Source organism: Micromonospora sp. WMMD1082 (assembly GCF_029626175.1).
In the GTDB taxonomy this organism is placed as follows: domain Bacteria; phylum Actinomycetota; class Actinomycetes; order Mycobacteriales; family Micromonosporaceae; genus Micromonospora.
On sequence record NZ_JARUBM010000002.1, the window covers coordinates 4,299,626 to 4,325,653 of the forward strand.

The following is a 26,028-nucleotide window of genomic DNA, read 5'->3' on the forward strand; positions in this document are numbered from 1 at the left end:
GCCCGCGCGGGGCAGTACCCGCGCGGGCGCGATCATCAACCGTCCGTGGTGACGATCTGCTCCCGGAGGGTGCCGAGCAACCGGGCGCTGTCATCCACCGAGAGCCCGGTGAAGACGCCGGTGGTGATGCTGCCGTGGTCGACCGAGGTGCACACCACGGCGCCGACACCGTCGGTGCGGCCCACGGCGCAACGACCGTGCCGGCCCCGGACGCCGGTCTCCATCACCTGGACCTCGCCGAGGGCGTACTGCTTGGCGAGCCGCGCGATCTCGGCGTCGGCGTCGGAGGACGGCGAGAACCGGAAACCGGTGCCGCCGAAGACGGTCACCCGCTTGCCGTTGCTGGTGTGGTAGATGCCGGCGAAGGTGTCGTCGGCGAGCAGGTGCGCCTGGCGCATCTGCGTCTCCAGTTGCCGCGCGTCCCGCGCGCTGCGCGGGTCCTCGCGCAGCCGCAGGTCGGCCACCTGCGCCGGCAGCGCGGCGTTCGCCGGGTACTGGCTGGCCATCGGCATGCCGTAGTAGGCGGGGCAGCCGCAGCAGCAGGCCAGGACGAACAGCAGCACCCAGGGCCAGCGGCGACGTCGGCGGGCGGTGACCGGGACGTACCCGGCCGGTGCCTGCCAGCCCGGCGGTGGCGCCACCGGCCGGGCCGGGGTCGGTGGTGGCCCCGGTGGCTGCTGCTGCGCCGGCGGGGAGACCGGGAACGGCGGGGCGGCCGGGTGCGGCGGCGGTGGGGGAACCGGCGCTGCCGGCCCTGCGTATGGCTGGGTCGGCGGCGGGGCCGGGTAGGTCAGCGTCGGCGGCAGGGCGGGGAAGCCGGTCGACGGCAACTCCCACCCGCTGGTGTCGACACCGGCCCACGGGTCGACCGGGGTCTGCTCCTCCGGCTGGGCGGCCGGGGGCACCGGCGGTGGAGTGGGCTCGGCCGACTCGCCCCAGCCTCGGCGGCGCGGCGGTGCCGATGGCACCGGAGCCGAGCCGCTCCAGCGCGGCGCGTCCGCCTCCGGTGCGGCGTCGGCCGCCCCGGGCGGGTCGGCGGGCAGTTCGTGGGTGACCGCCGGCTCGCCGTCGCGGTGTGGTTCCGGACGGCTCCCGTCGACCGGCCGGTCTGCTCCCGGCTGCGGCTCCGCCATCGCGGCAATCTCCTCTCGGCCGGTCCGAGGTTAGTACCGGTGTGCCACTCAAGCCGAATCGGTCGCCCGCCGCCCGCTGGCCCGGGGCGGCGGTGGCCGGCGGGCGCTCGGACCGCTGGGTGGGCGGATCACGTGGCGCGCACGGCCGGCGTCAGGCGAGGCGGCTGGTGCTGCGGTGGTGGCTCCAGGCGATCAGTGGTTGCAGGGCGGCCATGAGCTGCCGCCCCTGCTCGGTCGGGGTGTACCGGATCTGCACCGGGGTGCTCGGGATCACCGAACGCGCGATGAGCCCGTCGGCCTCCAGTTCCTTGAGCCGGGCGGCGAGCAGGCGGTCGGAGATGCCGGCCACGGCAAGGCGGTATTCGCCGAACCGGCGGGCGCCGCGCACGGCGGCCAGCAGGATGGCACCGGTCCAGCGGCGGCCGACCAGTTCCAGGGCGTCCTGGAAGCCGCGGCAGGCCGCCTCGGGGATCTGGCGGTACGCCTGGAGGCCCGTCTCGATGTCGCTCACTTATCTAAGATTAGCGACTAACCTGCCGTTTGCCCAGTCGTCGGGAACCGCTGATCGTTGACGTCATGAACGATCACGGACACCCGATCACCTTCGGCGTCAGCCTGGATCCGTCCGCCGAGAACCTGGCCGCGACCAGGCACGTCGCCCGAACCGCGGTCGACGGCGGATACCACCTGCTCGCCGTGCAGGACCATCCCTACCAGCCCGGATATCTCGACACCTGGACGATGATCAGTCACCTGGCCGCCGAGACGGACCGGATCTCCTTCCTCACCGACGTGGCCGACCTGCAACTTCGCCCGCCGACCATGCTGGCCAAGGCGGCCGCCTCGCTGAGCGTGATGACCCGGGGCCGGGTGGTCCTGGGCGTCGGCGGCGGCGCCAGCACGGACGCGATCGCCGCCATGGGTGGCACCCGCCGCACCGGCCCACAGATGGTCGCGTACACCGAGGAGTCGCTGATGGTGATGCGGCGGGCACTGGCCGGTGAGCCGGTCCGCCACGTCAGCGATCAGCACGCGATCGAGGGCTACGCGGCGGGGCCGCTGTCGCCGGCACCGGTGCCGCTCTGGGTGGGCGCGCAGAAGCGCCGGATGCTCGGCGTCGTCGGCCGGCACGCAGACGGGTGGATCTCACCACTGAACATCTACGTGCCGCCGGTCGAGGTGCCCTCTCGGCAGGCGATCATCGACGAGGCGGCCCGGGCGGCCGGCCGTGACCCAGCACGGGTGCGCCGGATCTACAACGTCATCGGTGCCGTCGGTCCGTACCGGGGCGGCACCGGGCTGGTCGGCGACGTGAACCTCTGGGTCAACACGCTCACCGAGTGGGCCGTCGAGCTCGGCTTCGACACCTTCGTCTTCTGGCCGGTCTCCTCCGCCGCGGCGCAGGTCGAACTCTTCGCCAACGAGGTCGTCCCGGCCGTACGCGAGCGGGTGCGCGCGGTGCGGGGGCGGCGATGAGCGAGCGCAGCGAGTTGGCGCGCGTGCCCGAATCGCTGACCGGTCGGATCGTGACACCCGGTGACCGCCGGTATGCGGCGCTGCGGTCCACCTACACCCGGCGGGCCACCCCGGCGGCCGTGCTGCTGCCGCAGGACACCGCCGGGGTGGTGGCCGCCCTGCGGTACGCCCGGGAGCAGGGCAGACCGATCGCCGTACGCAGCGGCGGTCACGGCCTCGCCGGCACCTCCTCGGTCGACGACGGTGTGGTGATCGACCTGTCGGGACTGAACCGGATCGAGGTGCTCGACCGCGCCTCGCGGTTGGTCCGGGTGGAAGCGGGCGCCCGCTGGGCCGAAGTGGCGCAGACCCTGTCGCCGTACGGCCTGGCGATCAGCTCCGGCGACCACGGCAACGTGGGGGTCGGCGGGCTGGCCACCGGCGGTGGCGTGGGCTGGCTGGTGCGCTCGTACGGCCTGACGATCGACCACGTCCGCGCGGTCGAGGTGGTGCTGGCCGACGGGACGGTCGTACGCGCGGACGCGACCCGGGAGCCGGAGCTGTTCTGGGCGGTACGCGGGGCTGGCGCAGGGGTCGGCATCGTGGTGGCCTTCGAGATCGAGGCGACCGAGCTGCGTCAGGTCGGCGTGGCGCAGATCGCGGTGGAGGCACGGCCGGACGGCAGCACCGTGCGGCAGTGGGCGGAGGTGCTGCGCGGGGCGCCCCGCGAGCTGTCGACCGCGGTGACGCTGATGCCCTACGGGCCGGTGACGGTCATGTCGATCACGGCGGTGGTGGCGGCCGAGAGCCTGCGTCGGGTGCGGCCGCTGGTGGCCCCGCTGCGGGAGATCGGCAGGCTGCTCGACGACCGGATCGACCTGGTGCCGTACCCGGCGCTGGTGCCCACGGCCCACCTGCACCCCAACCTCGGGCAGCAGCCGAGCCTGACCACCAACGGCCTGCTCACCGGCATGGACGACGGGCAGGCCCGGGCGGTGATGCGGGCCGCGGGCCGGGCGCTCATCCAGCTCCGCTCGGTCGGCGGCGCGGTCAACGACGTCCCGCCGGAGGAGACCGCGTACCCGCACCGACACCAGGACACCCTGGTGGTCGCCTCGGTGTTTCCGCCGCAGGGTCCGGCGGCGCTGGACGCCGCGTGGAGCGGGTTGGCCAGGCGGGTCGAGGGGGCGTACGTCAACTTCGAGGGCCGGACCGGGCCGGCCGTGCTCGCCCGCGTCTATCCCGGCGAGACCGGCCGGCGGGTGGCGCGCGCCTGGCGCCGCTACGACCCGGACGGCATCTTCCGGGCCTGAGGTATGACGCGGCGGCCGGTGGGCGGGCGCGTACCCTTGGGCATCATGAGCGTCCCGTCCACCACACCGCGCACGATCGCGGCCAACTCCGTGTGGCCCCGGCTGGAGCCGTTGCTGCCCCAGGTGACCAAGCCCATCCAGTACGTCGGTGGTGAGCTGGGCGCGGTGGTCAAGGAGTGGGACGCGGCGACCGTCCGGTGGGCGCTGATGTATCCGGACGCGTACGAGGTCGGCCTGCCCAACCAGGGCGTGCAGATCCTCTACGAGGTGCTCAACGAGCTGCCGGACACCCTCGCCGAGCGGACGTACGCGGTCTGGCCGGACCTGGAGGGGCTGATGCGCGCCCACGGCGTGCCGCAGTTCACCGTCGACGCCCACCGCTCGGTCCGCGACTTCGACCTCTTCGGCGTGTCGTTCGCCACCGAGCTGGGCTACACCAACCTGCTCACCGCGATCGACCTGGCGGGCGTCCCGCTGCTCGCGGTCGACCGCACCGAGGAGGATCCGGTGATCGTGGCGGGTGGGCACGCCGCGTTCAACCCCGAGCCCATCGCCGACTTCGTCGACGCCGCCGTGCTCGGCGACGGCGAGGAGGCGGTGCTGGAGATCACCGCGATCGTCCGGGAGTGGAAGGCCGAGGGCCGCCCGGGCGGCCGGGACGAGTTGCTGCTGCGGCTGGCGCGTACCGAGAGCGTCTACGTGCCGCGCTTCTACGACGTGGACTACCTGCCCGACGGCCGGATCCAGCGGGTCGTGCCGAACCGGGCGGACGTGCCCTTCCGGGTGCACAAGCGCACGACCATGGATCTGGACGCCTGGCCGTACCCGAAGAAGCCCCTCGTCCCGCTGGCCGAGACGGTGCACGAGCGGTACGCCGTGGAGATCTTCCGGGGCTGCACCCGGGGCTGCCGGTTCTGCCAGGCGGGCATGATCACCAGGCCGGTACGCGAACGTTCCATCACCACGGTGGGGCAGATGGTCCAGCAGGGGCTGGAGTTCTCCGGCTTCCACGAGGTGGGGCTGCTGTCGCTGTCGTCGGCCGACCACTCCGAGATCGGCGACATGTGTTCCGGCCTGGCCGAGCAGTACCAGGGCACGAACGTCTCGCTCTCGCTGCCGTCGACCCGGGTGGACGCGTTCAACATCGAGCTGGCCCAGGAGTTGTCCCGCAACGGCCGGCGGACCGGCCTGACCTTCGCCCCGGAGGGCGGGTCGGAGCGGATCCGCAAGGTGATCAACAAGATGGTGTCGAAGGAAGACCTGATCCGCACCGTGGTCACCGCGTACACCAACGGCTGGCGGCAGGTGAAGCTCTACTTCATGTGCGGCCTGCCCACCGAGACGGACGCCGACGTCCTGGAGATCGCCGACATGGCGCACGAGGTCATCCGGGCCGGCCGTGCCGCCACCGGCTCCAAGGACATCCGCTGCACCGTCTCGATCGGCGGCTTCGTGCCGAAGCCGCACACCCCGTTCCAGTGGGCGAAGATGGAGCGACCGGAGGTCATCGACCACCGGCTCCGGCTGCTCAAGCAGGCGATCAACGCCGACCGCTCGCTGGGTCGGGCGATCGGCTACCGCTACCACGACGGCGAGCCGTCGCTGATCGAGGGCCTGCTGTCCCGGGGCGACCGACGGGTCGGCGCGGTGATCCGCCGGGTCTGGGAGAACGGCGGCCGGTTCGACGGCTGGAGCGAGCACTTCTCGTACCAGCGCTGGGTGGACGCCGCCGCCGAGGTGCTGCCCGATTTCGGGGTGGACCTCGACTGGTACACCACCCGGGAGCGCGACGAGCTGGAGGTCCTGCCCTGGGACCACCTGGACTCGGGCCTGGACAAGGACTGGCTCTGGCAGGACTGGCAGGACGCGCACTCCGAGTACGAGCAGGACGACTGCCGGTGGACGCCCTGCTTCGACTGCGGTGTCTGCCCGACCATGGACACCGAGATCCAGATCGGCCCGACCGGCCGGAAGCTGCTCCCGTTGACCCCGGTCAACGGTCTGAAGCTGCCCACCGGCGCCCAGCAGTGACCCAGGCGCCGCCGGTGGGACCTGACACCGAGGAGCATGACCATCAGTAGGAAACCACAGCCCGAAGGCGGTCAGGCGCCGGTGGTCCAGCGCGTCCGGATCCGGTACGCCAAGCGTGGCCCGCTGCGGTTCACCTCGCACCGGGACTTCGCCCGGGCCTTCGAACGGGCGCTGCGCCGGGCCGGCGTGCCGGTGGCGTTCTCCCAGGGGTTCACCCCGCACCCGAAGATCTCGTACGCCAGCGCCGCGCCGACCGGTGTGGCGAGCGAGGCGGAGTACCTGGAGGTCGCCCTGCGCGAGCCGGTCGATCCGGAGCAACTGCGCGCGGCCCTGGACGCGGCGCTCTCACCCGGCCTCGACGTGCTCGACGCCGTGGTGGCCGGCGGCGCCGGCCTGGCCGACCGGATCGAGGCGTCCCGGTGGCGGATCGAGCTGCCGCAGGTGGATCCCGACGTGCTGGCGAAGGCGGTGACCGTCTTCACCGCCACCGAGGAGGTGCTGGTGGAGCGGATGACCAAGCAGGGACGGCGGACCTTCGACGCGCGTGCCGCAGTGATCAGTATCGATATCGTCGCCCCATCGGCGACGCCTTCCGGGGCCCCGGCCGTACCGTGTGCGATACTCGAACTGGTCGTACGGCAGGTCACCCCCTCCGTACGGCCCGATGACGTCCTTTCCGGCCTCCGCGTGGTGGCCGGCCTGGAGCCGCCGGTGGCCCCGAAGGTGATCCGGCTGGCTCAGGGCACGCTGACCGCGCAGGGTGCGATCGTGGATCCGCTGGACGCGGACCGCGACGGGGCAACCATCGGCGGGCGCTGACCGACGGTCGGCGTCCAGGCAGGCAGACTTCGCCGGTCGCGCACCCCGTGCGCCCCGGGGAAACACCTTTGCGGCAACCCTGCGTGGCAGCGCTCACCCGCGCCCGGGGAAGCCAGAACTGGAGAACGTCCATGCTCGAGAACGAGCCCGAGGGCGGCGAACGGACGGGCGCGAACCCGCCCGGCGAGGCCGCCGAGAACAGCACCGCCGACGCGGTCAGCGAGGCGATCGCGGCCGGCACGCCGCAGGACGCCGCCGGCGTCGAGCCGGTCGCCGACGTACCGGAGGAGGGCGCCGGCACCGTGAGCGGTGCCGCCGACCTGGACGGTGCGACGGCTGCCGAGCCGGCGCCCCGGCGCCGGGCGACCCGCCGCCGGGCCGCCCCGGTCAGCCAGCCGGAGCAGACCGGGGCACCGGTCGACGGGACCGGTACCGGTGCGGTGGGCAGCGGCGAGGCACCCCAGGCGGAGGTGTTCGCCCCGGTCACCGGCGACCTCGACCCCCCGGCCAAGACCACTCGGCGGCGCCGCAAGGCCACCACCGCGCCGAAGGTCGCCGAGGAGCCGCTGGCCGAGGCGCAGGACGCCGAGGGTGACGTCGTACCGCCGGTCAAGGCGACCCGTACCCGCCGCAAGAAGGCGGCGCCCGCGGTGGCCGAGGCATCCGCGGAGGCCCCGGCCGAGCCGGCGGTCGCGGAGGAGCCTGCGGGCCGGGAGGCGGCGGCCGTAGCGCCGTCGGCCGGCACCGACTTCGGCTCCGCCGCCCTGCCGACCGAGGGTGCCGTCGAGCCGGCGGATGGTGCCGAACCGGAGAACGTCGCGCCCGAACCCGAGACCCGGTCCCGCCGCCGCAAGGCCGCACTCAGCGCGCCGACGGTGCTGTTCATGGCCCCCGAGGAGGTCACCGCCGCCCGCGCCGCTGCGGCCGCCGCGCAGGCCGCCGAGGAGGAGACCGCCGAGGAGCCGGCCGAGCCGACCCGGCGTCGCCGCCGTGGGCGGCGGGAGGCCGAGCCCGTGGCGGCGGTCGAGGTCGAGGTCGAGGAGGAGCCCGCCGCGGAGGCCGAGGAGGCCGCCGAGGAGGAGGACGACGAGGAGACCGCCGCCGGCCGGCGGCGCCGCCGGCGGGGTCGCCGCGGCCGCGGTCGCGGCAAGGGCGGCACCGACGAGGCCGACGACATCGAGGACGAGGCCGACGGTGAGGCCGAGGAGGCCGTCCAGGCGGAGGCGGACGAGGCCGAGGCGGAGGAGGGCGACGACGCCGAGGGCGCCGACGGGATGACCCGCCGCCGCCGGCGGCGCAGGCGCCGGGGCGCCGGCGACACCGACGGCGCCGCCGACGACGGCGTACCGACCGTGGTGAAGATCAGGGAGCCGCGCCGGACCGTCGACGAGGTGCAGGGCGTCTCCGGCTCGACGCGGCTGGAGGCCAAGCGGCAGCGCCGCCGGGACGGCCGCGAGCAGCGCCGGACCCGGCCGCCGATCCTCAGCGAGTCCGAGTTCCTGGCTCGCCGGGAGGCGGTCGACCGGGTGATGGCGGTACGCCAGCGCGGTGACCGCACCCAGATCGCCGTGCTGGAGGACGGCGTCCTGGTCGAGCACTACGTCACCCGCAACTCCGCCAGCACCATGGCCGGTAACGTCTACCTGGGCAAGGTGCAGAACGTGCTGCCCAGCATGGAGGCGGCGTTCGTCGACATCGGCCGGGGCCGCAACGCGGTCCTGTACGCCGGCGAGGTCAACTGGGACACCACCGGCCTGGAGGGGCGGGCCCGCTCGATCGAGCAGGCGCTCAGGTCCGGCGACTCGGTGCTGGTGCAGGTCACCAAGGACCCGATCGGGCACAAGGGCGCCCGGTTGACGAGTCACATCGCGCTCTCCGGCCGACACCTCGTGTACGTGCCCGGCGGCAACGCCTCCGGCATCAGCCGGAAGCTGCCGGACACCGAGCGTAAGCGGCTGCGCGACGTGCTGAAGAAGCTCGTTCCGGAGGGCGCCGGTGTGATCGTCCGGACCGCCGCCGAGGGGGCCAGCGAGGACGAGCTGGCCCGGGACGTCAAGCGGCTCCAGGCGCAGTGGGAGGACATCCAGGCCAAGGCCGCCGAGGGCGGCGCACCGGTGCTCCTCTACCAGGAGCCCGATCTGGTGATCCGCGTGGTCCGCGACCTGTTCAACGAGGACTTCCGCGAGCTGGTGATGGAGGGCGACGAGGCGTACGACGTGGTCGAGTCGTACCTGTCGCACGTGTCGCCGGACCTGGTCGCGCGGCTGCGCCGGCACGTCGGCACCAAGGACGTCTTCGCCGAGTACCGGATCGACGAGCAGATCCTCAAGGGGCTCGACCGCAAGGTCTTCCTGCCCTCCGGCGGTCACCTGGTGATCGACCGGACCGAGGCGATGACCGTGGTCGACGTCAACACCGGCAAGTACACCGGCGCCGGGGGCAACCTGGAGGAGACGGTCACCCGCAACAACCTGGAGGCGGCCGAGGAGATCGTCCGGCAGCTGCGCCTGCGGGACATCGGTGGCATCGTGGTGATCGACTTCATCGACATGGTGCTGGAGTCGAACCGGGAACTGGTGCTGCGCCGGCTGACCGAGTGCCTGGGGCGGGACCGCACCAAGCACCAGGTCACCGAGATCACGTCGCTGGGCCTGGTGCAGATGACCCGTAAGCGGATCGGCGCCGGGCTGCTGGAGGCGTTCAGCGAGACCTGCGACTGCTGCAAGGGCCGGGGGCTGATCATCCACACCGAGCCGGTGCCGGAGAAGCCGCGCTCCGGTGGTGGCGACAAGGTCAAGGCGGTCGCCTCGGCGGGCGCCCCGGCGACCGAGCAGACGAGCGGCTCGTCCCGGCGTCGGGCCCGCAAGGGTGCCGCCGCCGAGCGGACGGTGGTCGAGGTCACCGAGACCGACACCACGAGCACCGTCGACGCCGACTACCACGACACGATGGGCTACGACCTGTCCCGCTACGAGACGGACACCCCGGCCGCCGCCGACGTCGCCGACAGCCAGCAGGGCGAATCCGCCCGGCTGGCCGCTCCGGACGACCCGGACGCGCTCGGTGAGGTCGACGAGGAGGACGGTGCCGAGAGCGGCACCGGCCGGCGTCGCTCCCGTCGTGGTGGCGCACGCCGGCGCACTCGGCCCTGACCGGTCGGCTCGGGCGGTGAGCTGTCGGCTCCGGCGGTGGGCCTGGGCGACGCCATCGGGTCGGCGGCTCCGGGTGGCTCGGAGGACCCTTCGCGGCGGTGCCCGCCGGGAGGGGTCCTCGCGTATGGTCGACAGCGGCGACGGCCAGCGCCTGACCCCACGGGGCGCGGTGGGCCGGCGCCGGTCGCCAGGGGAGGCAACGATGCGCCGTCTGCTCGCCGTCACCGTGGTCACCGTCGCGCTGTTCGCCGGCGGTGGCTGTTCCGCCGAGCGGCGGGAGGCCGGGGAGCCGGCCGTGACGACCTCGACCCGCTTCGAGGCCACCCTCGCCCCGGCGACAGCCACCCCCGGCGCCCCGGTGGCGACGCCGGCTCCGGGCGCGGCGGGCGGCAACGGCCCGGCGGTCTGCGCCGCCGCGCAGCAGGCCAGCAGCGATTCGGGCCGGAAGTACGTGGAGCAGCTCACCGCGATGGTCTCGGCGGCCGGTGCGGGCGATACGGCCGGCGCCAGGGCCGCCGGCAAGCGGGCCGAGGCGGCGCTGGCCGGCTGGGGCACGGCGCTGCGCAAGCAGGCGGGCAGAGCCGACGATCCGCAGCTCAAGACGCTGCTGACCGACCTGGCGGCCGAGATCGGCCGGCTCGGCACCGACATCGAGGCCCTTGAGGAAACCTCGCTCGACCGTCTCCAGCAGCGCCTCGACCAGCTCTGCGCCCGCTGACCGGCCGGCCCGGTTTGGGTCCCGGCCCGGCCATGGCGTACGCTAGCCTGCGGCGCACTTTGGTGTGCCGAGTTCCCGCGTGCCCGCGCCGCCGTGCCACTGCTACCCGGCGAGCCGCCGTGGGGACGACCGTCAGCAGCCTCAACGACAGGGAGTCCGCCTCCGATGTACGCGATCGTCAAGACCGGCGGCAAGCAGTACAAGGTCGCCGAGGGCGACGTGATCGAGGTCGAGAAGCTCGCCGGTGCCCCCGGCGACGCGGTGAAGCTCGCCGCGGTGCTCCTCGTCGACGGTGACGACCTGGTGACCGACGCGGCGAAGCTCGCACAGGTCGAGGTGTCCGGCGAGATCGCCGCGCACACCAAGGGCCCGAAGATCCGGATCCACAAGTTCAAGAACAAGACCGGCTACCACAAGCGCCAGGGTCACCGCCAGCCGTTGACCCAGGTCAAGGTGACCGGCATCTCCAGCGGGAAGTAGGTCGTCTGAAGTGGCTCACAAAAAGGGTGCGTCCAGCTCGCGTAACGGCCGTGACTCCGCGGCCCAGCGGCTCGGCGTGAAGCGCTTTGGTGGTCAGGTCGTCAGTGCTGGCGAGATCATCGTCCGGCAGCGTGGCACCAAGTTCCACCCCGGTGACCTGGTCGGCCGCGGTGGCGACGACACGCTCTTCGCGTTGGCCGCCGGTGCGGTCCAGTTCGGCACCAGGCGCGGTCGCAAGACCGTCAGCATCGTGCCGCAGCAGTAGTTCTCTTCCGGCGAAGCGGGCCCGCGGACCTCGTGTCCCGGCCCGCTTCGCCTTTTTCGCGCGAGGGCTCGACCTCGCTGGAAGGATTGACGCCCGTGGCGACGTTCGTTGACCGGGTCGTCCTGCACCTGCAGGCCGGCGATGGTGGGCACGGTTGTGTCTCGATCCACCGGGAGAAGTTCAAGCCGTTCGGCGGGCCCGACGGCGGCAACGGTGGACACGGCGGCAGCGTGTCCCTGGTGGTCGATCCGCAGGTGACCACGCTGCTCGACTTCCACTTCCGGCCGCACGTCAAGGCGCAGAACGGGCGCGGCGGCGCGGGGTCGAACCGGGACGGCGCCAACGGCGCGGATCTGGTTCTCAAGGTGCCCGACGGGACGGTCGTACAGACCGCCGACGGCACCGTGCTGGCCGACATGGTCGGCGCGGGCACGACGTTCGAGGTGGCTCGGGGCGGGCGCGGTGGCCGGGGGAACGCCTCGCTGGCCAACGCCCGTCGCAAGGCGCCCGGCTTCGCCGAACTGGGCGAGCCGGGCGAGCAGCTGGACGTGGTGCTGGAGCTGAAGAGCGTCGCCGACGTCGGCCTGGTGGGCTTCCCGTCGGCGGGCAAGTCGTCGCTGATCTCGGTGATCTCCGCGGCCAAGCCGAAGATCGCCGACTACCCGTTCACCACGCTGGTGCCGAACCTCGGCGTGGTCCGGGTCGACAACCACACCTTCACGGTGGCCGACGTGCCGGGGCTGATCCCGGGGGCGGCCACCGGTCGCGGGCTGGGGCTGGAGTTCCTCCGCCACGTGGAGCGCTGTGCCGTGCTGGTGCACGTGATCGACACCGCCACCCTGGAGCCCGGTCGGGATCCGGTCGCCGACATCGACACCATCGAGGCGGAGCTGGCCGCGTACGGCGGTCTGGCCGATCGGCCCCGGCTGGTCGCGCTGAACAAGGTCGACGTGCCCGACGGTCGGGACCTCGCCGAGATCGTCCGGCCCGATCTGGAGGCGCGCGGCCTGCGGGTCTTCGAGGTGTCGGCGGCCACCCGCGAAGGGCTCAAGGAACTCACGTACGCGATGGCCGAGCTGGTGGAGCAGGGGCGGTCGGCGGCGCCACCGGCCGAACCCACGCGGATCGTGATCCGGCCGAAGGCGGTCGACGACGCCGGCTTCACCGTCGAGGCCGAGGAGGACGGCTCGTACACCGTGCGGGGTACCCGCCCGCAGCGGTGGGTGAGCCAGACGAACTTCGACAACGACGAGGCGGTCGGCTACCTCGCCGACCGGCTGGCCCGCCTCGGTGTGGAGGAACAGCTGGCCAAGACGGGCGCCCAGCCCGGGGACCTGGTCCGCATCGGCGAGCGGGAGTTCGACTGGCAGCCCACGCTCTACGCGGGGGCGGAGTTCGTCCCGGGTGCCCGGGGCCGCGACACCCGCCTTGAGGAGAAGTCGACCCGGGCCAGCGCGGCCGAGCGGCTGGCGGCGCGCAAGGCCCGCCGGCGGCGGCCGGAGGACGAGGCGGAGCCGGTGCCGGACGGGGATGACGCCGAATAGCTCGATGCGCTCCGATATGGGGACGACTGCCGGAAACCTCCGCGAAATGTCGTCGTCCTAGCGTGGCGTGATGTTGATCGAGTGTCGCCCCCTGGCGGATCCGGAGGTCGCCGCGCTGGTCATGGCGCAGCAGCGCGAACTCGGGGAACCCGCCACATCCTGGGACGGCGGGCGCTACCTGGCGGCGGTCGTCGGCGGCCGGGCGGTGGCCTGCGGCGGGCTGCGGGAGGTGGGCGACGGCGTCGGCGAGCTGTCGGGCCCGTATGTCCGCCCGGCCTTCCGGCGTCGGGGGATCGCCCGCCAGCTGCTGGCCGCGCTGGAGGAACTGGCCTTCCGCCACGGGCACTCGGTGCTCTGCGTCGAACTCGGAGCGGTCGACACCGGGGCGGTCGCACCCGCCGCGGTCTCGCTCTACCGTTCCTGCGGATACGAACCGGTCCCGGCGTGCCCGGGTGCGGTGGGCGGCGGCGACCGGGTCCGGCTGGCCAAGCGGCTGCTCGTCGCGGCCTGACTCCCGGACAGTGCGGCCCGGTGCCCGGACAGTGCGGCCTGGCTCCCGGACAGTGCGGCCGGACGCAGGGGCGGTTCAGGGGCGGTCGATCGGGTCGTCCAGCCGGCCGTCCGTGCCGGCGGCATTGGACAACAGCAGGCCGAGGGCCAGCATGCCGAAGCCGAGGGCCAGGTGCAGCCAGTCGCTGGGGCCGTTCACCGGCAACCAGTTGGCGCCGCTCTTGTCCTCCGTCGCCAGTCCGTAGATCCACAGCAGGAGGTAGAGCGCGCCGCCGACGGCCAGGAAGACCCGCGCGCCGGTCAGCCGGCGCGCCAGCGCCAGCCCGATCAGGCCGCTGACGACGAACACCAGGTTGCGCAGGATGGACACCTGGAAGAGCCCGAACAGCTCCGCGCCGGAGCGGTGCCCGGCGAAGGTCATCTCGCCGTAGCCGGTGGTGATGCCGGGAACGAACCCGAGCAGCCCGAGCAGGAGGAGGATTCCCGCGATGATCATGGCGGCGAGCTGCACCCGGGCGCGTCCGGTCCGGCCGCGTGCCTGACGCGCCATCGTTGTCACCTCCGTGGATGCGCTGGCTGCCCGGGGCGGGCGACGATCCGCGACGCACCGCGCGGCCCGCCGATCCATCATTCTTGACCTGCACTGGCATTTCCGCAGACAAACGACGAATCGGTCACGTCCCGGGGCGCGGCCCCCGGCGCCGGGTTGCTCAGGCGGCGCGGCGCACGGCGGTGACCACGAAGCCGCTGGGCGGTAGCGCCGGCATCCGGCTCAGATCGACCGAGAGGTCCTGCGGCGGTACGTCGTAGCGCATGGCGTCGGTCAGCAGGTTCACCGCCCGCTTCATCAGCTCGATGGTGATCCACTCGCCGGCACAGCGGTGCCCGGTGAGGTGACCACCGCCGCCCTGTGGGATCAATGTGAACGGATCACCCCGCCAACCGGCGAAGCGCTCGGGCCGGAACTGCTCCGGTTCCGGCCACCACTCCGGGTGGTGGTCGGTGCCGTAGAGATCCAGCAGCACCCGGCGGCCCTGCGGGAAGTGGTAGCCCCGCCAGTCGAAGGAGCGCCGGACCCGGGCCGCGGCCACCGGGAAGAACGGGTAGCAGCGGCGTACCTCCTGCACGAACTGTTCGGTGGTGTCGTCGTCGCGTACCCGCTGCCGCCAGGCGGGGTGATCGTGCAGGGCCAGCGCGGCGAAGACCACGAACCGGGCCACCGCGACGGTCGGGCGGAGCACGTTGAGCAGTTCGACCGCGGCGACCCGGCGGGGCAGCGCTCGCCCCTGGCCGTCGCGGTGCTCGGCGATCACCCGCAGGGCGCTGCCCTCGGGCGCGGGCAGCGAGCCACCGCGTACCCGCTGGATCAGATCCTCGGCCCAGGACTCGCCGCGCAGCCGACCCAGCCGGCCCCGCCAGTGCCGGGGTCCGATCGCCGCCGCGCTGTCGATCATGGCTTGCAGGTCGGCGGTGCGCCGGTCCACTTCGCCGTCGGTCAGCGGCACCCCGGCCCAGGCGCAGACCGCACGGGTCAGCATCGAGGCGGCCTCGGTGTGCAGGGTCACCGGCCCGGCCAACTCCCAGGCGGGGATCCGGGACTGCCACTCGTCGGCGAAGAGGCGCCCGAGGTGACCGATCGCCGCCGGGGTCATCAGCGACATGAACATCGCCTTGCGGTCGCGGTGGGCGTCGCCGTCGAGGCCCTGCACGCCGCCCCGGCCGGTCAGCGTCCGCTGGCCACGGGCGGGCAGGGCGCCCTCCCGGACGAACCGGTCGGTGTCGTAGAAGAGCTCGGCCGCAGGCCGGCCCCGCACGCAGATCGTCGACTCCAGCAGCAGGCGGGCCTGGAAGATGTCGCTGCCGTACCGGTCGCAGCGCTTGCCGATGAACCGGTAGCCGGCCCGCAGGAAGGCCAGCGTGCTGTCCGGGCTGCGGTCCCTCGGGATGGTCGCCATCGGGGCCCCCTACCACCGGGCGCGGCCGTCGCCGGCCGGCTGCTGGTCCGTTACCGGTTGCTTCTACCCAGGTCAGGGCCACTGGAACCCGTCTGGACGGTCGGGTCGGGAGTTGCGGCAGGTGGAGCTCTCCCGTCGGGGTGACAGCCCGACATGCCGCAACTCGCGACCTCGGCCCGGCGCCGCCCGGTCGTCAGTCCAGGTCGAACTCCCCGTCCTGGGCCCCCGCGACGAAGGCGTCCCACTCGGCCTGGGTGAACACCAGCACCGGGCCGTCCGGCTCGGCGGAGTTGCGCATGCCGATGAGGTCGTCGACGAAGGCGACCTCCACCGCCGCCTCCGAGGTGTCGCCCTCGGCCCGTTGCCAGACCGCCCGGGAGAGGTCGAAGTCACCCTTGGGGTGCGCTGTCATGGTCCAGTCCTCCAGTACCAGGGGATTCGGGAAAGCCGGTTGCTCCCTCATCGGGCAGGATAAGCGGATGCCGAGCCTGAGCCGTGCAGAGGCGACCGCGCGTGGCGCGTCGATCATCGTCGAGTCCTATCGGGTGCAGCTCGACCTGACCGGGGGCGGTGAGCGGTTCCGGTCGCACGTCACGATCCGGTTCCGGGCCACCGGCACCGAGACCTTCGTCGAGGTCAAGCCGGCGAAACTGCTGGCCGTACGCCTCAACGACAGCGACCTCGACCCCGCCGCCTTGGACGACAACCGGCTGCCGCTGACCGGGCTGGCCGAGGAGAACACGCTGACCGTCGACGCCGAGATGGCGTACACCAACACCGGCGCGGGGATGCACCGCTTCGTCGATCCCGCCGACGGGGAGACCTACCTGTACGTCATGTCCTTCCTGGACGACGTGCAGCGCGTCTTCGCCGCCTTCGACCAGCCGGACCTGAAGGCGCCGGTCACCCTCTCGGTCACCGCACCGGAGCACTGGACGGTGGCGGCCAACGCCGAGCTGGCCACCAACCCCGGCCCGGGGCGGTGGGAGTTCGCGCCCACGCTGCCGATCGCGACGTACTTCTTCACGCTGATCGCCGGCCCCTGGCACGTACGCCGGGACAGCCACGACGGGATCCCGCTCGGCGTGTACTGCCGGCGCTCGCTCGCCGCGCACCTGGACGCCGACGCGGCGGAGATCTTCACCATCACGAAGCAGTGCCTCGACCGGTTCCACCAGCTCTTCGACGAGCGCTACCCGTTCGGCAAGTACGACCAGGCGTTCGTCCCCGAGTTCAACGCCGGTGCGATGGAGAATCCGGGCCTGGTCACCCTCCGCGACGACTATGTCTTCCGTTCGGCGGTCACCGACAGCCAGCGCGAGCATCGGGCCACCACCATCGCCCACGAGATGGCGCACATGTGGTTCGGTGACCTGGTCACCATGCGCTGGTGGGACGACCTGTGGCTGAACGAGTCGTTCGCGGAGTACCTCGGCACCCGGGTCACCGCCGAGGCGACCCGGTTCGACCGGGCCTGGACGACCTTCGCGCTGCGTCGCAAGGCGTGGGGGTACGCGGCCGACCAGCGCCCCTCCACCCATCCGGTGGCGCCCGAGCGGGTGGCCGACGCCGCCGAGGCGCTGCTCAACTTCGACGGCATCTCGTACGCCAAGGGCGCCAGCGTGCTGCGGCAGCTGGTGGCATGGCTCGGCGACGAGGCGTTCCTGGCCGGTCTCAACGACCACTTCGCCCGGCACCGCTTCGGCAACGCCACCCTCGCCGACCTCCTGGACGGCCTGGGCGCCGGCAGCGGGCGGGAACTGAGCGACTGGGCGGCGTCCTGGCTGCGTACCGCGCAGGTCAACACGCTGCGGGCCGAGGTCGCCGTGGACGCCGACGGCCGCTACGCCGACGTGGCGATCGCGCAGACCGCGTCGCCGACGCACCCGGTGCTGCGTCCGCACCGCATCGGCGTGGGCCGGTACGCCGTGGACGGCACCGCCGACCGGATCGAGGTCGACCTCGACCCGAAGACCGACGGCGGTCGTACGCCGCTCGCCGGGCTGGTCGGCGAACCGGCCGCCGCGGTCCTGCTGCCGAACGACGGCGACCTGACCTTTGCCAAGATCCGCCTCGACACCGCCTCGGCCGACGCCGTGCCGCTGCTGCTGCCCCGGCTGGCGGACCCGCTGGCCCGTGCCCTGCTCTGGGGTGAGGCGCTGGACGCGGCGACCGACGGCGAGCGACCGGTCACCGGCGTGGTCGACCTGATCGTCTCGGCGCTACCCGCCGAGACGGAGGTGATCATCGTCGAGGACGTGCTGGCCCTGACCCGCTCGCTGGTCGACCGCTACCTCGACCCGCTGGCGCGGCAGGCCGCCCTGGCCCGGATCGCCCTGTCCTGCCGGCGACTGCTCGACGGCGCCGCACCGGGGGAGTCGTTGCAGTTGGCCGCGGCGCGCGGCCTGATCGCCACGACCACCGACGTCGAGCTGCTCACCGGCTGGCTCGCCGACCGCGACGTGCCCGCCGGGCTGGCCGTCGACACCGAGCTGCGCTGGACGGTCCTCGGCCGGTTGGTGGTGCTGGGTGCGGCGGGGGAGGCCGAGATCGCGGCCGAGGCAGCGGCCGACCCGAGCGCCGCCGGCGCGCAACGGGCCGCCCGGTGCCGGGCCGCGGTGGCCGATCCGGTCGCCAAACGGGCCGCGTGGGAGCTCATCGTGTCGAACACGGAGCTGTCCAACCGGCTGGTCGAGGCGACGGCGGAGGGCTTCTGGCAGCCCGAGCAGGCGGAGCTGACCGTCGACTACGTGGCGCGTTACTTCGCCGACATGCCGGCCGCCGCGCGGCTGCGTACGCCCTGGGTGGCGGACGACGTCGCCAAGCTGGCCTTTCCCCGCCACGCCGTGTCCCAGCCGACCCGGGAGGCGGCCGCGGCGCTGCTGGCCCGCGACGACCTCACGCCGGGGCTGCGCCGGGTGGTCACCGACGCCGACGACGACCTGCGGCGGGCCCTGGTGGCCCGGACGGCGGTGGCCGCCACGACCGCCTGAGGGCCGGTGGTCGCACCGGTGCGGAGGGTGGCGGTCCGACCCGGTGCCCGGCGGGCCGGGACTAGGATCATGTGGTGGAGGAAGACATCCGGCGGATCGGCATCATGGGCGGCACGTTCGATCCGATCCATCAGGGGCACCTCGTGGCGGCGAGCGAGGTGGCGGACCGGTTCGGGCTCGACGAAGTGATCTTCGTGCCGACGGGGCAGCCGTGGCAGAAGGCGGACGTGCCGGTCAGCTCCGCCGAGGACCGCTACCTCATGACGGTGATCGCCACCGCCTCCAACCCGCGGTTCCAGGTCAGCCGGGTCGACATCGACCGTGGCGGCCCCACCTACACCGTCGACACGCTGCGTGACCTGCATGGGCGGTACGGGCCGAAGGCCCAGTTGTTCTTCATCACCGGCGCGGACGCCCTGGAACGGATCCTGAGCTGGAAGGATCTCGACGAGATCTTCGGGCTGGCCCACTTCATCGGGGTCACCCGGCCGGGTTTCGAGTTGACCGATGCCCACCTGCCCGCCGACACGGTCAGCCTGGTGCAGGTGCCGGCCATGGCGATCTCGTCCACCGACTGCCGGGCCCGGGTCGCCCGGGGCGAGCCGATCTGGTATCTGGTGCCCGACGGTGTGGTGCAGTACATCGGGAAGAGAGGGCTCTACCAGGAGTGATGTGACCCGCTGTGAGGCTTTCATCCCTGTTTCGCGCTGAAACTGACAGGTCGGGATTCCGGGGCGTGTGAGAGGCTGGAGGCACCGCACGATTGATCGAAGGAGAACGGTGACAGTTTCCGAACGCGCTCACGAGCTGGCGATCGTCGCCGCCCAGGCCGCGGCCGACAAGAAGGCTCAGGACATCGTCATCATCGACGTGGGTGACCAGCTCGCCATCACCGACGCGTTCCTGCTCGCCGCGGCCCCGAACGAGCGCCAGGTGCTGGCCATCGTCGACGCCATCGAAGAGGCCCTGCTCGACCTGCCGGAGAAGGCGAAGCCGGTGCGGCGTGAGGGCGAGCGCGGGGGCCGCTGGGTGCTGCTCGACTACGTCGACATCGTCGTGCACGTCCAGCACACCGAGGAACGCGAGTTCTACGCCCTCGACCGGCTCTGGAAGGACTGCCCCACCATCCCGTTCGTCGACCGGGACCTCGCCCGCGTCGAGGCCGCCGCCGGATCGGGCGAGTGACCAGGCTGATCATCTGGCGGCACGGCAACACCGACTGGAATGCCGCCAGCAGGGTGCAGGGTCAGACGGACGTACCACTGAACGATCTCGGCCGGGAGCAGGCGCGGACCGCCGCGCCGCTGCTGGCCGCGCTGCGTCCGGACGCCCTCGTCGCCAGCGACCTGAGCCGCGCGGCGGAGACCGCCGCCGCGCTGGCCGCGCTGACCGGCCTGCCGGTACGCTCCGACCGCCGGCTGCGGGAACGCCACTTCGGCAGCTGGCAGGGGCTGCTGCTCACCCAGGCGGCCGAGCGGTTCCCCGAGGAGTACGCCCGCTGGCGGGCCGGGGATCCCGAGCCCGGCGCGGGCGTCGAACCGCTGGACGAGGTGGGCAAGCGCATGGGCGCCGCGTTGCAGGAGGCCGCCGACGAGGTGGCCGGCGGCACGGTCGTGATCGCCACCCACGGCGGTGCGGCCCGCCAGGGCTGCGGTCGCCTGCTCGGCTGGGAGCATGCCGTGCTGCGCACCATCGGTTCGCTGCACAACTGCCACTGGACGGAGCTGCGCCACGACACCGGGCGCGGGTGGCACCTGCGCGCCCACAACGTGGGCCCGATCGCCGTCCCGGCCGACGCCGCCGCACCTGCCGCCGCCGGAGCGGCTGCCGCACCTGCCGGAGTGGCCGCCGCCGTCGCGTCGGTCTCCGCCGAGCCGGTCTGACGGCGCGGCCGTCCGGTCTGCCGACGCGGCCGTCCAGCCTGATCCGCTACCGTGCCGGGCATGCCAGTCGCGGTCGTGACCGACTCCAGCGCCTACCTGCCACCCGAACTGGTGCGGGCGCACCGGCTGACCGTGGTACCGCTGACCGTGGTGCTGGCCGGGGTCGAAGGGCTGGAGGGGGTCGAGATCTTCCCGGCGGACGCCACCCGGGCACTGCGGGCGCGGCGGGTCTCGGTGAGCACGTCCCGCCCGTCGCCGGAGCAGTTCGCCCGCACGTACCAGGAGCTGCTGGACGCCGGGGCGGAGGGCGTCGTCTCCGTGCACCTGTCGGCCGGGCTCTCCGGCACCGTGCAGGCCGCCGAACTCGCCGCCGCGCAGTTCGGCGCGCGGGTCAGCGTGGTGGACAGCCGCTCCTGCGGCATGGGCCTCGGCTTCCCGGCGATCGCCGCGGCCCGGGCCGCCGAGCGGGGCGCCGACCTGGCCGGCGTACGCGCCGCGGCGGTCGACGCCGTCGGTCGCACCAGCATCTACTTCTACGTCGACACGCTGGAGTTCCTCCGTCGGGGTGGGCGGATCAACGCGGCGGAGGCGCTGCTCGGCACCGCCCTGTCGGTCAAGCCGATCCTGCACATGTCGGACGGCGGCATCGTGCTGCGGGACAAGGTGCGTACCGCCAGCCGGGGCGTGGCGCGCCTGGTCGACCTCGCGGTCTCCGCGGCCGGCGACGCGCCGGTGGACCTGGCCGTGCACCACCTCGCCGTACCTCAGCGGGCCGACGACCTGCTCGGCGAGTTGGCCGCCCGGCTCGGCGACCGCCTGCACGACGCGTACGTCTCCGAGGCCGGCGCCGCCGTCGCCGCCCATGTCGGCCCCGGCCTTGCCTGCGTGGTGATCCACCGCCGCTGACGGAGCCTGATCGTTTGCGCCGTAGTGACTCGACACGCCGCGCCACGTGTCACTCATCCGCAGACGATCGAGGCTGCGCGAGTGGTGGCGCCCGGCGGGGATGGCGGTGGTGGGCGAGGATCGGAGGCGCGGGCCGGGCTGGCTGGGGAGGTGGCAGGTGTCCTGTGTGGTGACCGGTGGCGGGCGCGGGGTCGGGCGGGGAATCGTGCAACGGCTGCTCGCCGGCGGTGAGACGGTGGTGGTGATCGAGCGCGATCCGGCCGCGCTGTCCTGGGTGGAGCGGCACGCCGAGGCCGACCGGCTGACGGCGGTGGTCGGTGACGCCGCCGACGAGGCCGTCGCCGGCCGCGCCGCCGACCTGGCGGAACGGGTCGCGCCGCTCACCGGCTGGGTCAACAATGCCGCCGTGTTCCGGGACGCCTCCGTGCACGATGCCCCGGTCGGCGAGGTCGTCGACCTGATCAGCCGCAACCTGCGCCCTGCCGTGGTCGGTGCCGCCACCGCCGTACGCCGCTTCCTCGCCGCCGGAACCCCCGGTGCCATCGTGAACATCTCGTCCCACCAGGCCAGTCGGCCGGTGCCGGGCTGCCTGCCGTACGCCACGGCCAAGGCCGCCGTCGAGGGGCTGACCCGGGCACTGGCCGTCGAGTACGGTCCGCACGGCATCCGGGCCAACGCGGTCGCCCTCGGGTCGGTGACCACCGAGCGGCACGAGGCGTTCCTGGCCGCTGCGGAGCCGGACCAGGCGCGCCGGATCGAGGCGGAACTGATCCGGCTGCACCCGGTGGGCCGGATCGGTCGGCCGCAGGACGTGGCGGAGGCGGTGGCGTACCTCCTCTCGCCGGCTGCCGGCTTCGTCAACGGGGTCACCCTGCCGGTCGACGGTGGGCGCGCCGCCCTCGGCCTGGACCCGGAATAGGGCCGCCGCGACTCGCTGGTGCGCGGGGTGCGCGGGCCGCTGGCCCGCTAACTCGCGGCTCGCTGGCGCGGGTTGCGGCATGTGGGGCCTTCCCCGCTGTCTTGATGGCCCGGGATGCCGCAAACGGTGGCCGCGGTGCTGTCGCACCGGTCGGGGCATCCCACGGGCCGGCCGGTCACCAGCCGATCCGGTGAACGTCCATGGATATTGCCGTAGCACGGTCTGCGCATGATCAGGGCGTTGTCCACAACGCGTCGGCTGTCCACAGGTGGGGCCCGCTCGTCGCGCGGGACGGAACCCTGCCGCCCTAACCTCGCGCCGTGTCCAACGACGAGGAGACGGTGGTCCGGCAGCGCCTGTGGCGGCTGATGCCCGGCGCAGCGATGGACGGCCCCGACCTGCCGCCGGATGGCTTCCGGCTGCCGGATAAGCCTGTGCCGCTGGGTGGGCCTGTGCCGCTGGGTGGATCCGTGCCGCCGGTGTCGGGCCGTGATCCGATGCCGCCGTCCGCCCGGGTTGCGCCGTCCGCGATGGACTGGCCGACCGCGCTGCTGCCCGTGCACGTCGCGGCCAACCCCGAGCCGGTCACCGCTGAGCCGGTCGAATCGGTCCCACCCGGTTCGCCCCGCGTTGCTGGTTCGCCTCGCGTTGCCGGTTTGGCCCGTGATATCGGTCCGGTTTGGGCTGCCGATCCTGTTCATGTCGGGGCGGGGCCGGCGGAGGTCGAGCCGGATCAGACGGCCGACGAGGCGCCGGTGTCCCGGCTGCCCGGCGCGGGGGCGTTCGATCCGGGGCGGCGGGGAGTTCGGGCGCTCGCGGCCGTCGCCGTCCTGGTGGTGCTCGGCGCCGGCATCTGGACCTGGCGCTCCCGGCCACAGGTGGAGCCGGTCGTCGCCGTGACCAGCAGCGCCGCGCTGCCGGATCCGTCGAGCACGGCCGGTGACGGGCCGGTCGATCCGGCCGAGCCGGCTGGTCAGGCCGAGGTGCCGACCGCTGAACTGGTGGTCGCCGTCGCCGGCAAGGTCCGCCGGCCGGGACTGGTGCGGCTCCCGGCGGGGGCGCGGGTCGCCGACGCCGTCGATGCCGCCGGGGGCGCGTTGCCGGGAGTGGACGTCGCGATGCTGAACCCGGCCCGCAAGGTCAGCGACGGCGAGCTGATCCTGGTCGGCGTACCGGCGCCCACCGGGGCGGCGGCCGTGCCGCCCGGCGCCGGTCCGGCCGGGGGCGGCGACCCGGCCACGGGCGGGCGGGTCAACCTGAACACCGCGACGTCGACGCAGCTCCAAGCGCTACCCGGGGTGGGGCCGGTGCTCGCCCAGCGGATCATCGCGCATCGCGACCAGCACGGCGGCTTCCGGTCCGTCGGCGACCTGCGGCAGGTCAACGGCATCGGCGACGCACGGTACGAGCAGCTCAAGGACCTGGTGACGGTGTGAGCGCGGGAAGGGTACCGGCGTCCGGGCCGGCGCTGCCGGTCGACGGAGTGGTGCCGGTCGAGAGGGCGGTGCCGGTGGGCCGGGGTCACCTGGCTGAGCCACCGTCGACCGGGCCGGTCGACGGCGCGGTCGGCGCGGACGTGCCCGATCTCCGGCTGGCCGGGCTCGCCGCGGCCGCCTGGCTCACCGCGCTGGCCGGCCTACATCTCGACGCCCGGCGGGCGCTTCTGGTGGCGGCGGTCGCCGCCGGCCTCGCCGGGGCGGCGGCGCTGTGCATGCTCGGGTTCGCCGGTGGTCCGGGCCCGGTCGTCCGGCGCTACGGCTGGATTGCGGTGGCGGTGCTGATCGGCGTGGTCTGCGGCGGCGTGGCCACCTCGGCCCGGCTGGTCGTACGGGACGCGGCGCCGCTACGCGCGCTGGTCGACGAGCGGGCCCGGGTCACCGCCGAGGTGGTCGTCCGGGACGACCCCAGGGCGGTACGCGGCGGCATCGTGGGTCGCCCGCCGACCCTGCTCGTGCGGACGAGGCTGGTGACCCTGGCCGGCCCGGCGGGGCAGCGGATCACCGCACCGGCGCGCGTGCTGGTGCTCGCCAACGACCCGGCCTGGCGTGGCTTGCTGCCCGGGCAACGGCTCACGGCCGAGGGGCGTCTCGCCGCACCACGCGGCGGCGACCTCACCGGCGCGGTGCTGATGGCCGTCGGCTCACCCGTCCTACTCGGCGCTCCCTCGGGGCTGCAACGGGCCGCCGGTCGCCTCCGGGCCGGCCTGCAGCAGGCGTGTACGCCGCTGCCCGACGATCCGGGCGGTCTGCTGCCCGGCCTGGTCGTCGGGGACACCAGCCGACTGCCCGATGCCGTGGAGGAGGACTTCCGGGCCACCGGGATGACGCATCTCAACGCCGTATCCGGGTCGAATGTCGCCATTGTGGTGGGTGCGGTGCTGCTGCTGGCCCGCTGGGCCCGCGCCGGTCCGGCCGTGGCCGCCGGCCTCTGCGGGGTGGCCCTGGTGGGCTTCGTCATCCTGGTCCGCCCATCGCCGAGCGTGGTGCGCGCGGCCACCATGGGCGCGATCGGGCTCGCCGCGCTGGCCGCCGGCCGGCCCCGGGCGGCGGTGCCCGCGCTGGCGGCCGCCGTGGCGGCGCTGGTGCTGGTCGACCCGGACCTGGCCGGCGACGCCGGCTTCGCGCTGTCCGTGCTGGCCACCGGTGGCCTGCTGCTGCTCGCCCCGGGCTGGCGGGACGGGCTGCGTCGACGGGGCGTACCGCCGGGGGCGGCCGAGGCGCTGGCGGTGCCGGCCGCCGCACAACTCGCCTGTTCGCCGGTGATCGCCGGCCTGACCGGCACGGTCAGTCTCGTCGCGGTGCCGGCCAACCTGCTCGCGGTGCCGGCGATCGCCCCGGCCACGGTGCTCGGCGTGGTGGCGGCGACCGTGTCGCCGGTCTGGCCGGCGGGTGCCGAGGTCGTCGCCTGGCTGGCGCACTGGCCGGCCTGGTGGCTGGTGCTGGTCGCCCGGTACGGTGCCCGCCTGCCGGCGGGGAACCTGCCCTGGCCGGGCGGCGTGTCCGGGGCACTGCTGCTGGCCGCGTTGACCGTGGCGCTGCTGGTCGCCGTCCGGCGCCCCGTGGTACGTCGCCTGGTGGCGGTCTGCACCGTCGCGGTCGTGCTCGGCACCGTGCCGGTCCGGGTGATCGCTCCGGGATGGCCGCCGACCGGGTGGGTCGTCACGGCCTGCGCGGTCGGTCAGGGCGACACGGTGCTGCTGCCGGTGGCGGCCGGCCGGGCGGTCGTGGTCGATGCCGGCCCGGATCCGGCGGCGGCGGACGCCTGCCTGCGCCGCCTCGGCGTACGTCGGGTGCCGCTGCTGGTGGTCAGCCACTTCCACGTCGACCACACCGGAGGCGTGGCCGGGGTCTTCCGGGGGCGGCGGGTGGACGCGGTGCTGACTCCGCAGTGGCCGGAGCCGGCGGTCGGCCGGGGTCTGGTGCACACCACCGCCGCGGCGCACGGCACCCCGGTGACGGACGCCCCGGCCGGATGGCGCTACCGGGCCGGCGCGGTCGACCTCGTGGTCATCGGTCCGCCGTACCCGATGCGGGGAACCCGGTCGGATCCGAACAACAACTCCCTGGTGCTGCTCGCCACGGTCGCCGGGGTGCGGATCCTGCTGACCGGCGATGCCGAGACCGAGGAGCAGCAGGCGTTGCGGGAGCACCTGCCGCTGCCGGCGTTGCGGGCCGACGTGCTCAAGATTCCGCACCATGGCAGCGCGTACCAGGATCCGGCCTTCCTGGATGCGGTCCGGCCCACGGTCGCGCTGGTGCCGGTGGGCGCGGGCAACACCTACGGCCACCCCAACGAGGCGGTGCTGGCCCGGCTGGCCCGGGGCGGCGCCAGGGTGCTGCGTACCGACATCGAGGGGGACGTGGCGGCGGTGCGGGGGCCCTCCGGGCTTGCCGTGGTGAGCGGGGGAGTCGACCAGGGCCGACTGAAGCGGTGAATCGACGTTGACTTACGG

At 73.7% G+C, this 26,028-nt stretch carries 23 protein-coding genes; 18 read left to right on the plus strand and 5 right to left on the minus strand.

Going from position 1 to position 26,028, the window contains the following annotated elements; all coding sequences use genetic code 11:
• Positions 1–35: 35 nt before the first annotated feature.
• Positions 36–1,133, minus strand: coding sequence for a hypothetical protein (locus O7615_RS19795; protein WP_278179209.1), 1,098 nt, complete (start codon positions 1,131–1,133; stop codon positions 36–38).
• Positions 1,134–1,284: 151 nt separating this feature from the next.
• On the minus strand, positions 1,285–1,644 hold the full coding sequence (locus tag O7615_RS19800; RefSeq protein WP_278179210.1) for a helix-turn-helix domain-containing protein: 360 nt from the start codon (positions 1,642–1,644) through the stop codon (positions 1,285–1,287).
• Positions 1,645–1,709: 65 nt separating this feature from the next.
• Here O7615_RS19800 and O7615_RS19805 point away from each other — a divergent pair, with 65 nt between their 5' ends.
• From O7615_RS19805 to O7615_RS19850, 10 genes are all read left to right on the plus strand, one after another.
• Positions 1,710–2,609, plus strand: a complete 900-nt coding sequence (locus O7615_RS19805) for an LLM class flavin-dependent oxidoreductase (RefSeq protein ID WP_278179211.1) — start codon at positions 1,710–1,712, stop codon at positions 2,607–2,609.
• On the plus strand, positions 2,606–3,901 hold the full coding sequence (locus O7615_RS19810; RefSeq protein ID WP_278179212.1) for an FAD-binding oxidoreductase: 1,296 nt from the start codon (positions 2,606–2,608) through the stop codon (positions 3,899–3,901). Before O7615_RS19805 ends, O7615_RS19810 begins: the two co-directional genes overlap by 4 nt.
• Before the next feature lie 45 nt (positions 3,902–3,946).
• Complete coding sequence (locus tag O7615_RS19815) at positions 3,947–5,932, plus strand: TIGR03960 family B12-binding radical SAM protein (protein ID WP_278179213.1); 1,986 nt, start codon at positions 3,947–3,949, stop codon at positions 5,930–5,932.
• Between the two features lie 36 nt (positions 5,933–5,968).
• Positions 5,969–6,751, plus strand: a complete 783-nt coding sequence (locus O7615_RS19820; protein WP_278179214.1) for a TIGR03936 family radical SAM-associated protein — start codon at positions 5,969–5,971, stop codon at positions 6,749–6,751.
• A 131-nt stretch (positions 6,752–6,882) separates the two neighbouring features.
• Positions 6,883–9,903: an Rne/Rng family ribonuclease gene (locus O7615_RS19825; RefSeq protein WP_278179216.1), complete on the plus strand. Its 3,021-nt coding sequence runs from the start codon at positions 6,883–6,885 to the stop codon at positions 9,901–9,903.
• A gap of 202 nt (positions 9,904–10,105) precedes the next feature.
• Complete coding sequence (locus tag O7615_RS19830; protein WP_278179217.1) at positions 10,106–10,621, plus strand: hypothetical protein; 516 nt, start codon at positions 10,106–10,108, stop codon at positions 10,619–10,621.
• Between the two features lie 165 nt (positions 10,622–10,786).
• Positions 10,787–11,101 carry a 50S ribosomal protein L21 gene (gene rplU, locus O7615_RS19835; protein WP_131304423.1) on the plus strand — a complete coding sequence of 105 codons (315 nt, stop codon included), beginning with the start codon at positions 10,787–10,789 and terminating at the stop codon, positions 11,099–11,101.
• Between the two features lie 10 nt (positions 11,102–11,111).
• A complete protein-coding gene (gene rpmA, locus O7615_RS19840) occupies positions 11,112–11,366 on the plus strand; it encodes a 50S ribosomal protein L27 (protein ID WP_119578971.1) in 255 nt (84 codons plus the stop codon).
• A 95-nt stretch (positions 11,367–11,461) separates the two neighbouring features.
• A complete protein-coding gene (obgE, locus tag O7615_RS19845) occupies positions 11,462–12,910 on the plus strand; it encodes a GTPase ObgE (protein WP_278179218.1) in 1,449 nt (482 codons plus the stop codon).
• Positions 12,911–12,980: 70 nt separating this feature from the next.
• Complete coding sequence (locus O7615_RS19850; protein ID WP_278179219.1) at positions 12,981–13,421, plus strand: GNAT family N-acetyltransferase; 441 nt, start codon at positions 12,981–12,983, stop codon at positions 13,419–13,421.
• 75 nt (positions 13,422–13,496) lie between these two features.
• On the opposite strand, the gene O7615_RS19855 is transcribed toward O7615_RS19850, so the two are convergent.
• From O7615_RS19855 to O7615_RS19865, 3 genes are all read right to left on the minus strand, one after another.
• Positions 13,497–13,970, minus strand: a complete 474-nt coding sequence (locus O7615_RS19855; protein WP_278179220.1) for a DUF4383 domain-containing protein — start codon at positions 13,968–13,970, stop codon at positions 13,497–13,499.
• A gap of 160 nt (positions 13,971–14,130) precedes the next feature.
• Complete coding sequence (locus O7615_RS19860; RefSeq protein ID WP_278179221.1) at positions 14,131–15,375, minus strand: cytochrome P450; 1,245 nt, start codon at positions 15,373–15,375, stop codon at positions 14,131–14,133.
• Positions 15,376–15,568: 193 nt separating this feature from the next.
• Positions 15,569–15,787, minus strand: coding sequence for a DUF397 domain-containing protein (locus tag O7615_RS19865; protein ID WP_093407559.1), 219 nt, complete (start codon positions 15,785–15,787; stop codon positions 15,569–15,571).
• A 67-nt stretch (positions 15,788–15,854) separates the two neighbouring features.
• Here O7615_RS19865 and pepN point away from each other — a divergent pair, with 67 nt between their 5' ends.
• The 8 genes from pepN to O7615_RS19905 all read left to right on the plus strand — a co-directional run bounded on the left by pepN (position 15,855) and on the right by O7615_RS19905 (position 26,010).
• Positions 15,855–18,368, plus strand: coding sequence for an aminopeptidase N (gene pepN, locus O7615_RS19870; protein WP_278179222.1), 2,514 nt, complete (start codon positions 15,855–15,857; stop codon positions 18,366–18,368).
• Between the two features lie 74 nt (positions 18,369–18,442).
• On the plus strand, positions 18,443–19,039 hold the full coding sequence (gene nadD, locus O7615_RS19875) for a nicotinate-nucleotide adenylyltransferase (RefSeq protein ID WP_278179224.1): 597 nt from the start codon (positions 18,443–18,445) through the stop codon (positions 19,037–19,039).
• 109 nt (positions 19,040–19,148) lie between these two features.
• Positions 19,149–19,553 carry a ribosome silencing factor gene (rsfS, locus tag O7615_RS19880; protein ID WP_278179225.1) on the plus strand — a complete coding sequence of 135 codons (405 nt, stop codon included), beginning with the start codon at positions 19,149–19,151 and terminating at the stop codon, positions 19,551–19,553.
• A complete protein-coding gene (locus tag O7615_RS19885; RefSeq protein ID WP_278179226.1) occupies positions 19,550–20,251 on the plus strand; it encodes a histidine phosphatase family protein in 702 nt (233 codons plus the stop codon). The genes rsfS and O7615_RS19885 overlap by 4 nt, the downstream gene beginning before the upstream one ends.
• A 60-nt stretch (positions 20,252–20,311) precedes the next feature.
• The gene (locus O7615_RS19890; RefSeq protein WP_278179227.1) at positions 20,312–21,157 is read left to right on the plus strand and encodes a DegV family protein; all 846 of its coding nucleotides are present in this window, start codon (positions 20,312–20,314) and stop codon (positions 21,155–21,157) included.
• Positions 21,158–21,314: 157 nt separating this feature from the next.
• The gene (locus O7615_RS19895) at positions 21,315–22,076 is read left to right on the plus strand and encodes an SDR family oxidoreductase (RefSeq protein WP_278179229.1); all 762 of its coding nucleotides are present in this window, start codon (positions 21,315–21,317) and stop codon (positions 22,074–22,076) included.
• Between the two features lie 320 nt (positions 22,077–22,396).
• Positions 22,397–23,512: a helix-hairpin-helix domain-containing protein gene (locus O7615_RS19900; RefSeq protein WP_278179231.1), complete on the plus strand. Its 1,116-nt coding sequence runs from the start codon at positions 22,397–22,399 to the stop codon at positions 23,510–23,512.
• Positions 23,513–23,601: 89 nt separating this feature from the next.
• Complete coding sequence (locus O7615_RS19905) at positions 23,602–26,010, plus strand: ComEC/Rec2 family competence protein (RefSeq protein WP_278182156.1); 2,409 nt, start codon at positions 23,602–23,604, stop codon at positions 26,008–26,010.
• The last annotated feature ends 18 nt before the right edge of the window (positions 26,011–26,028 follow it).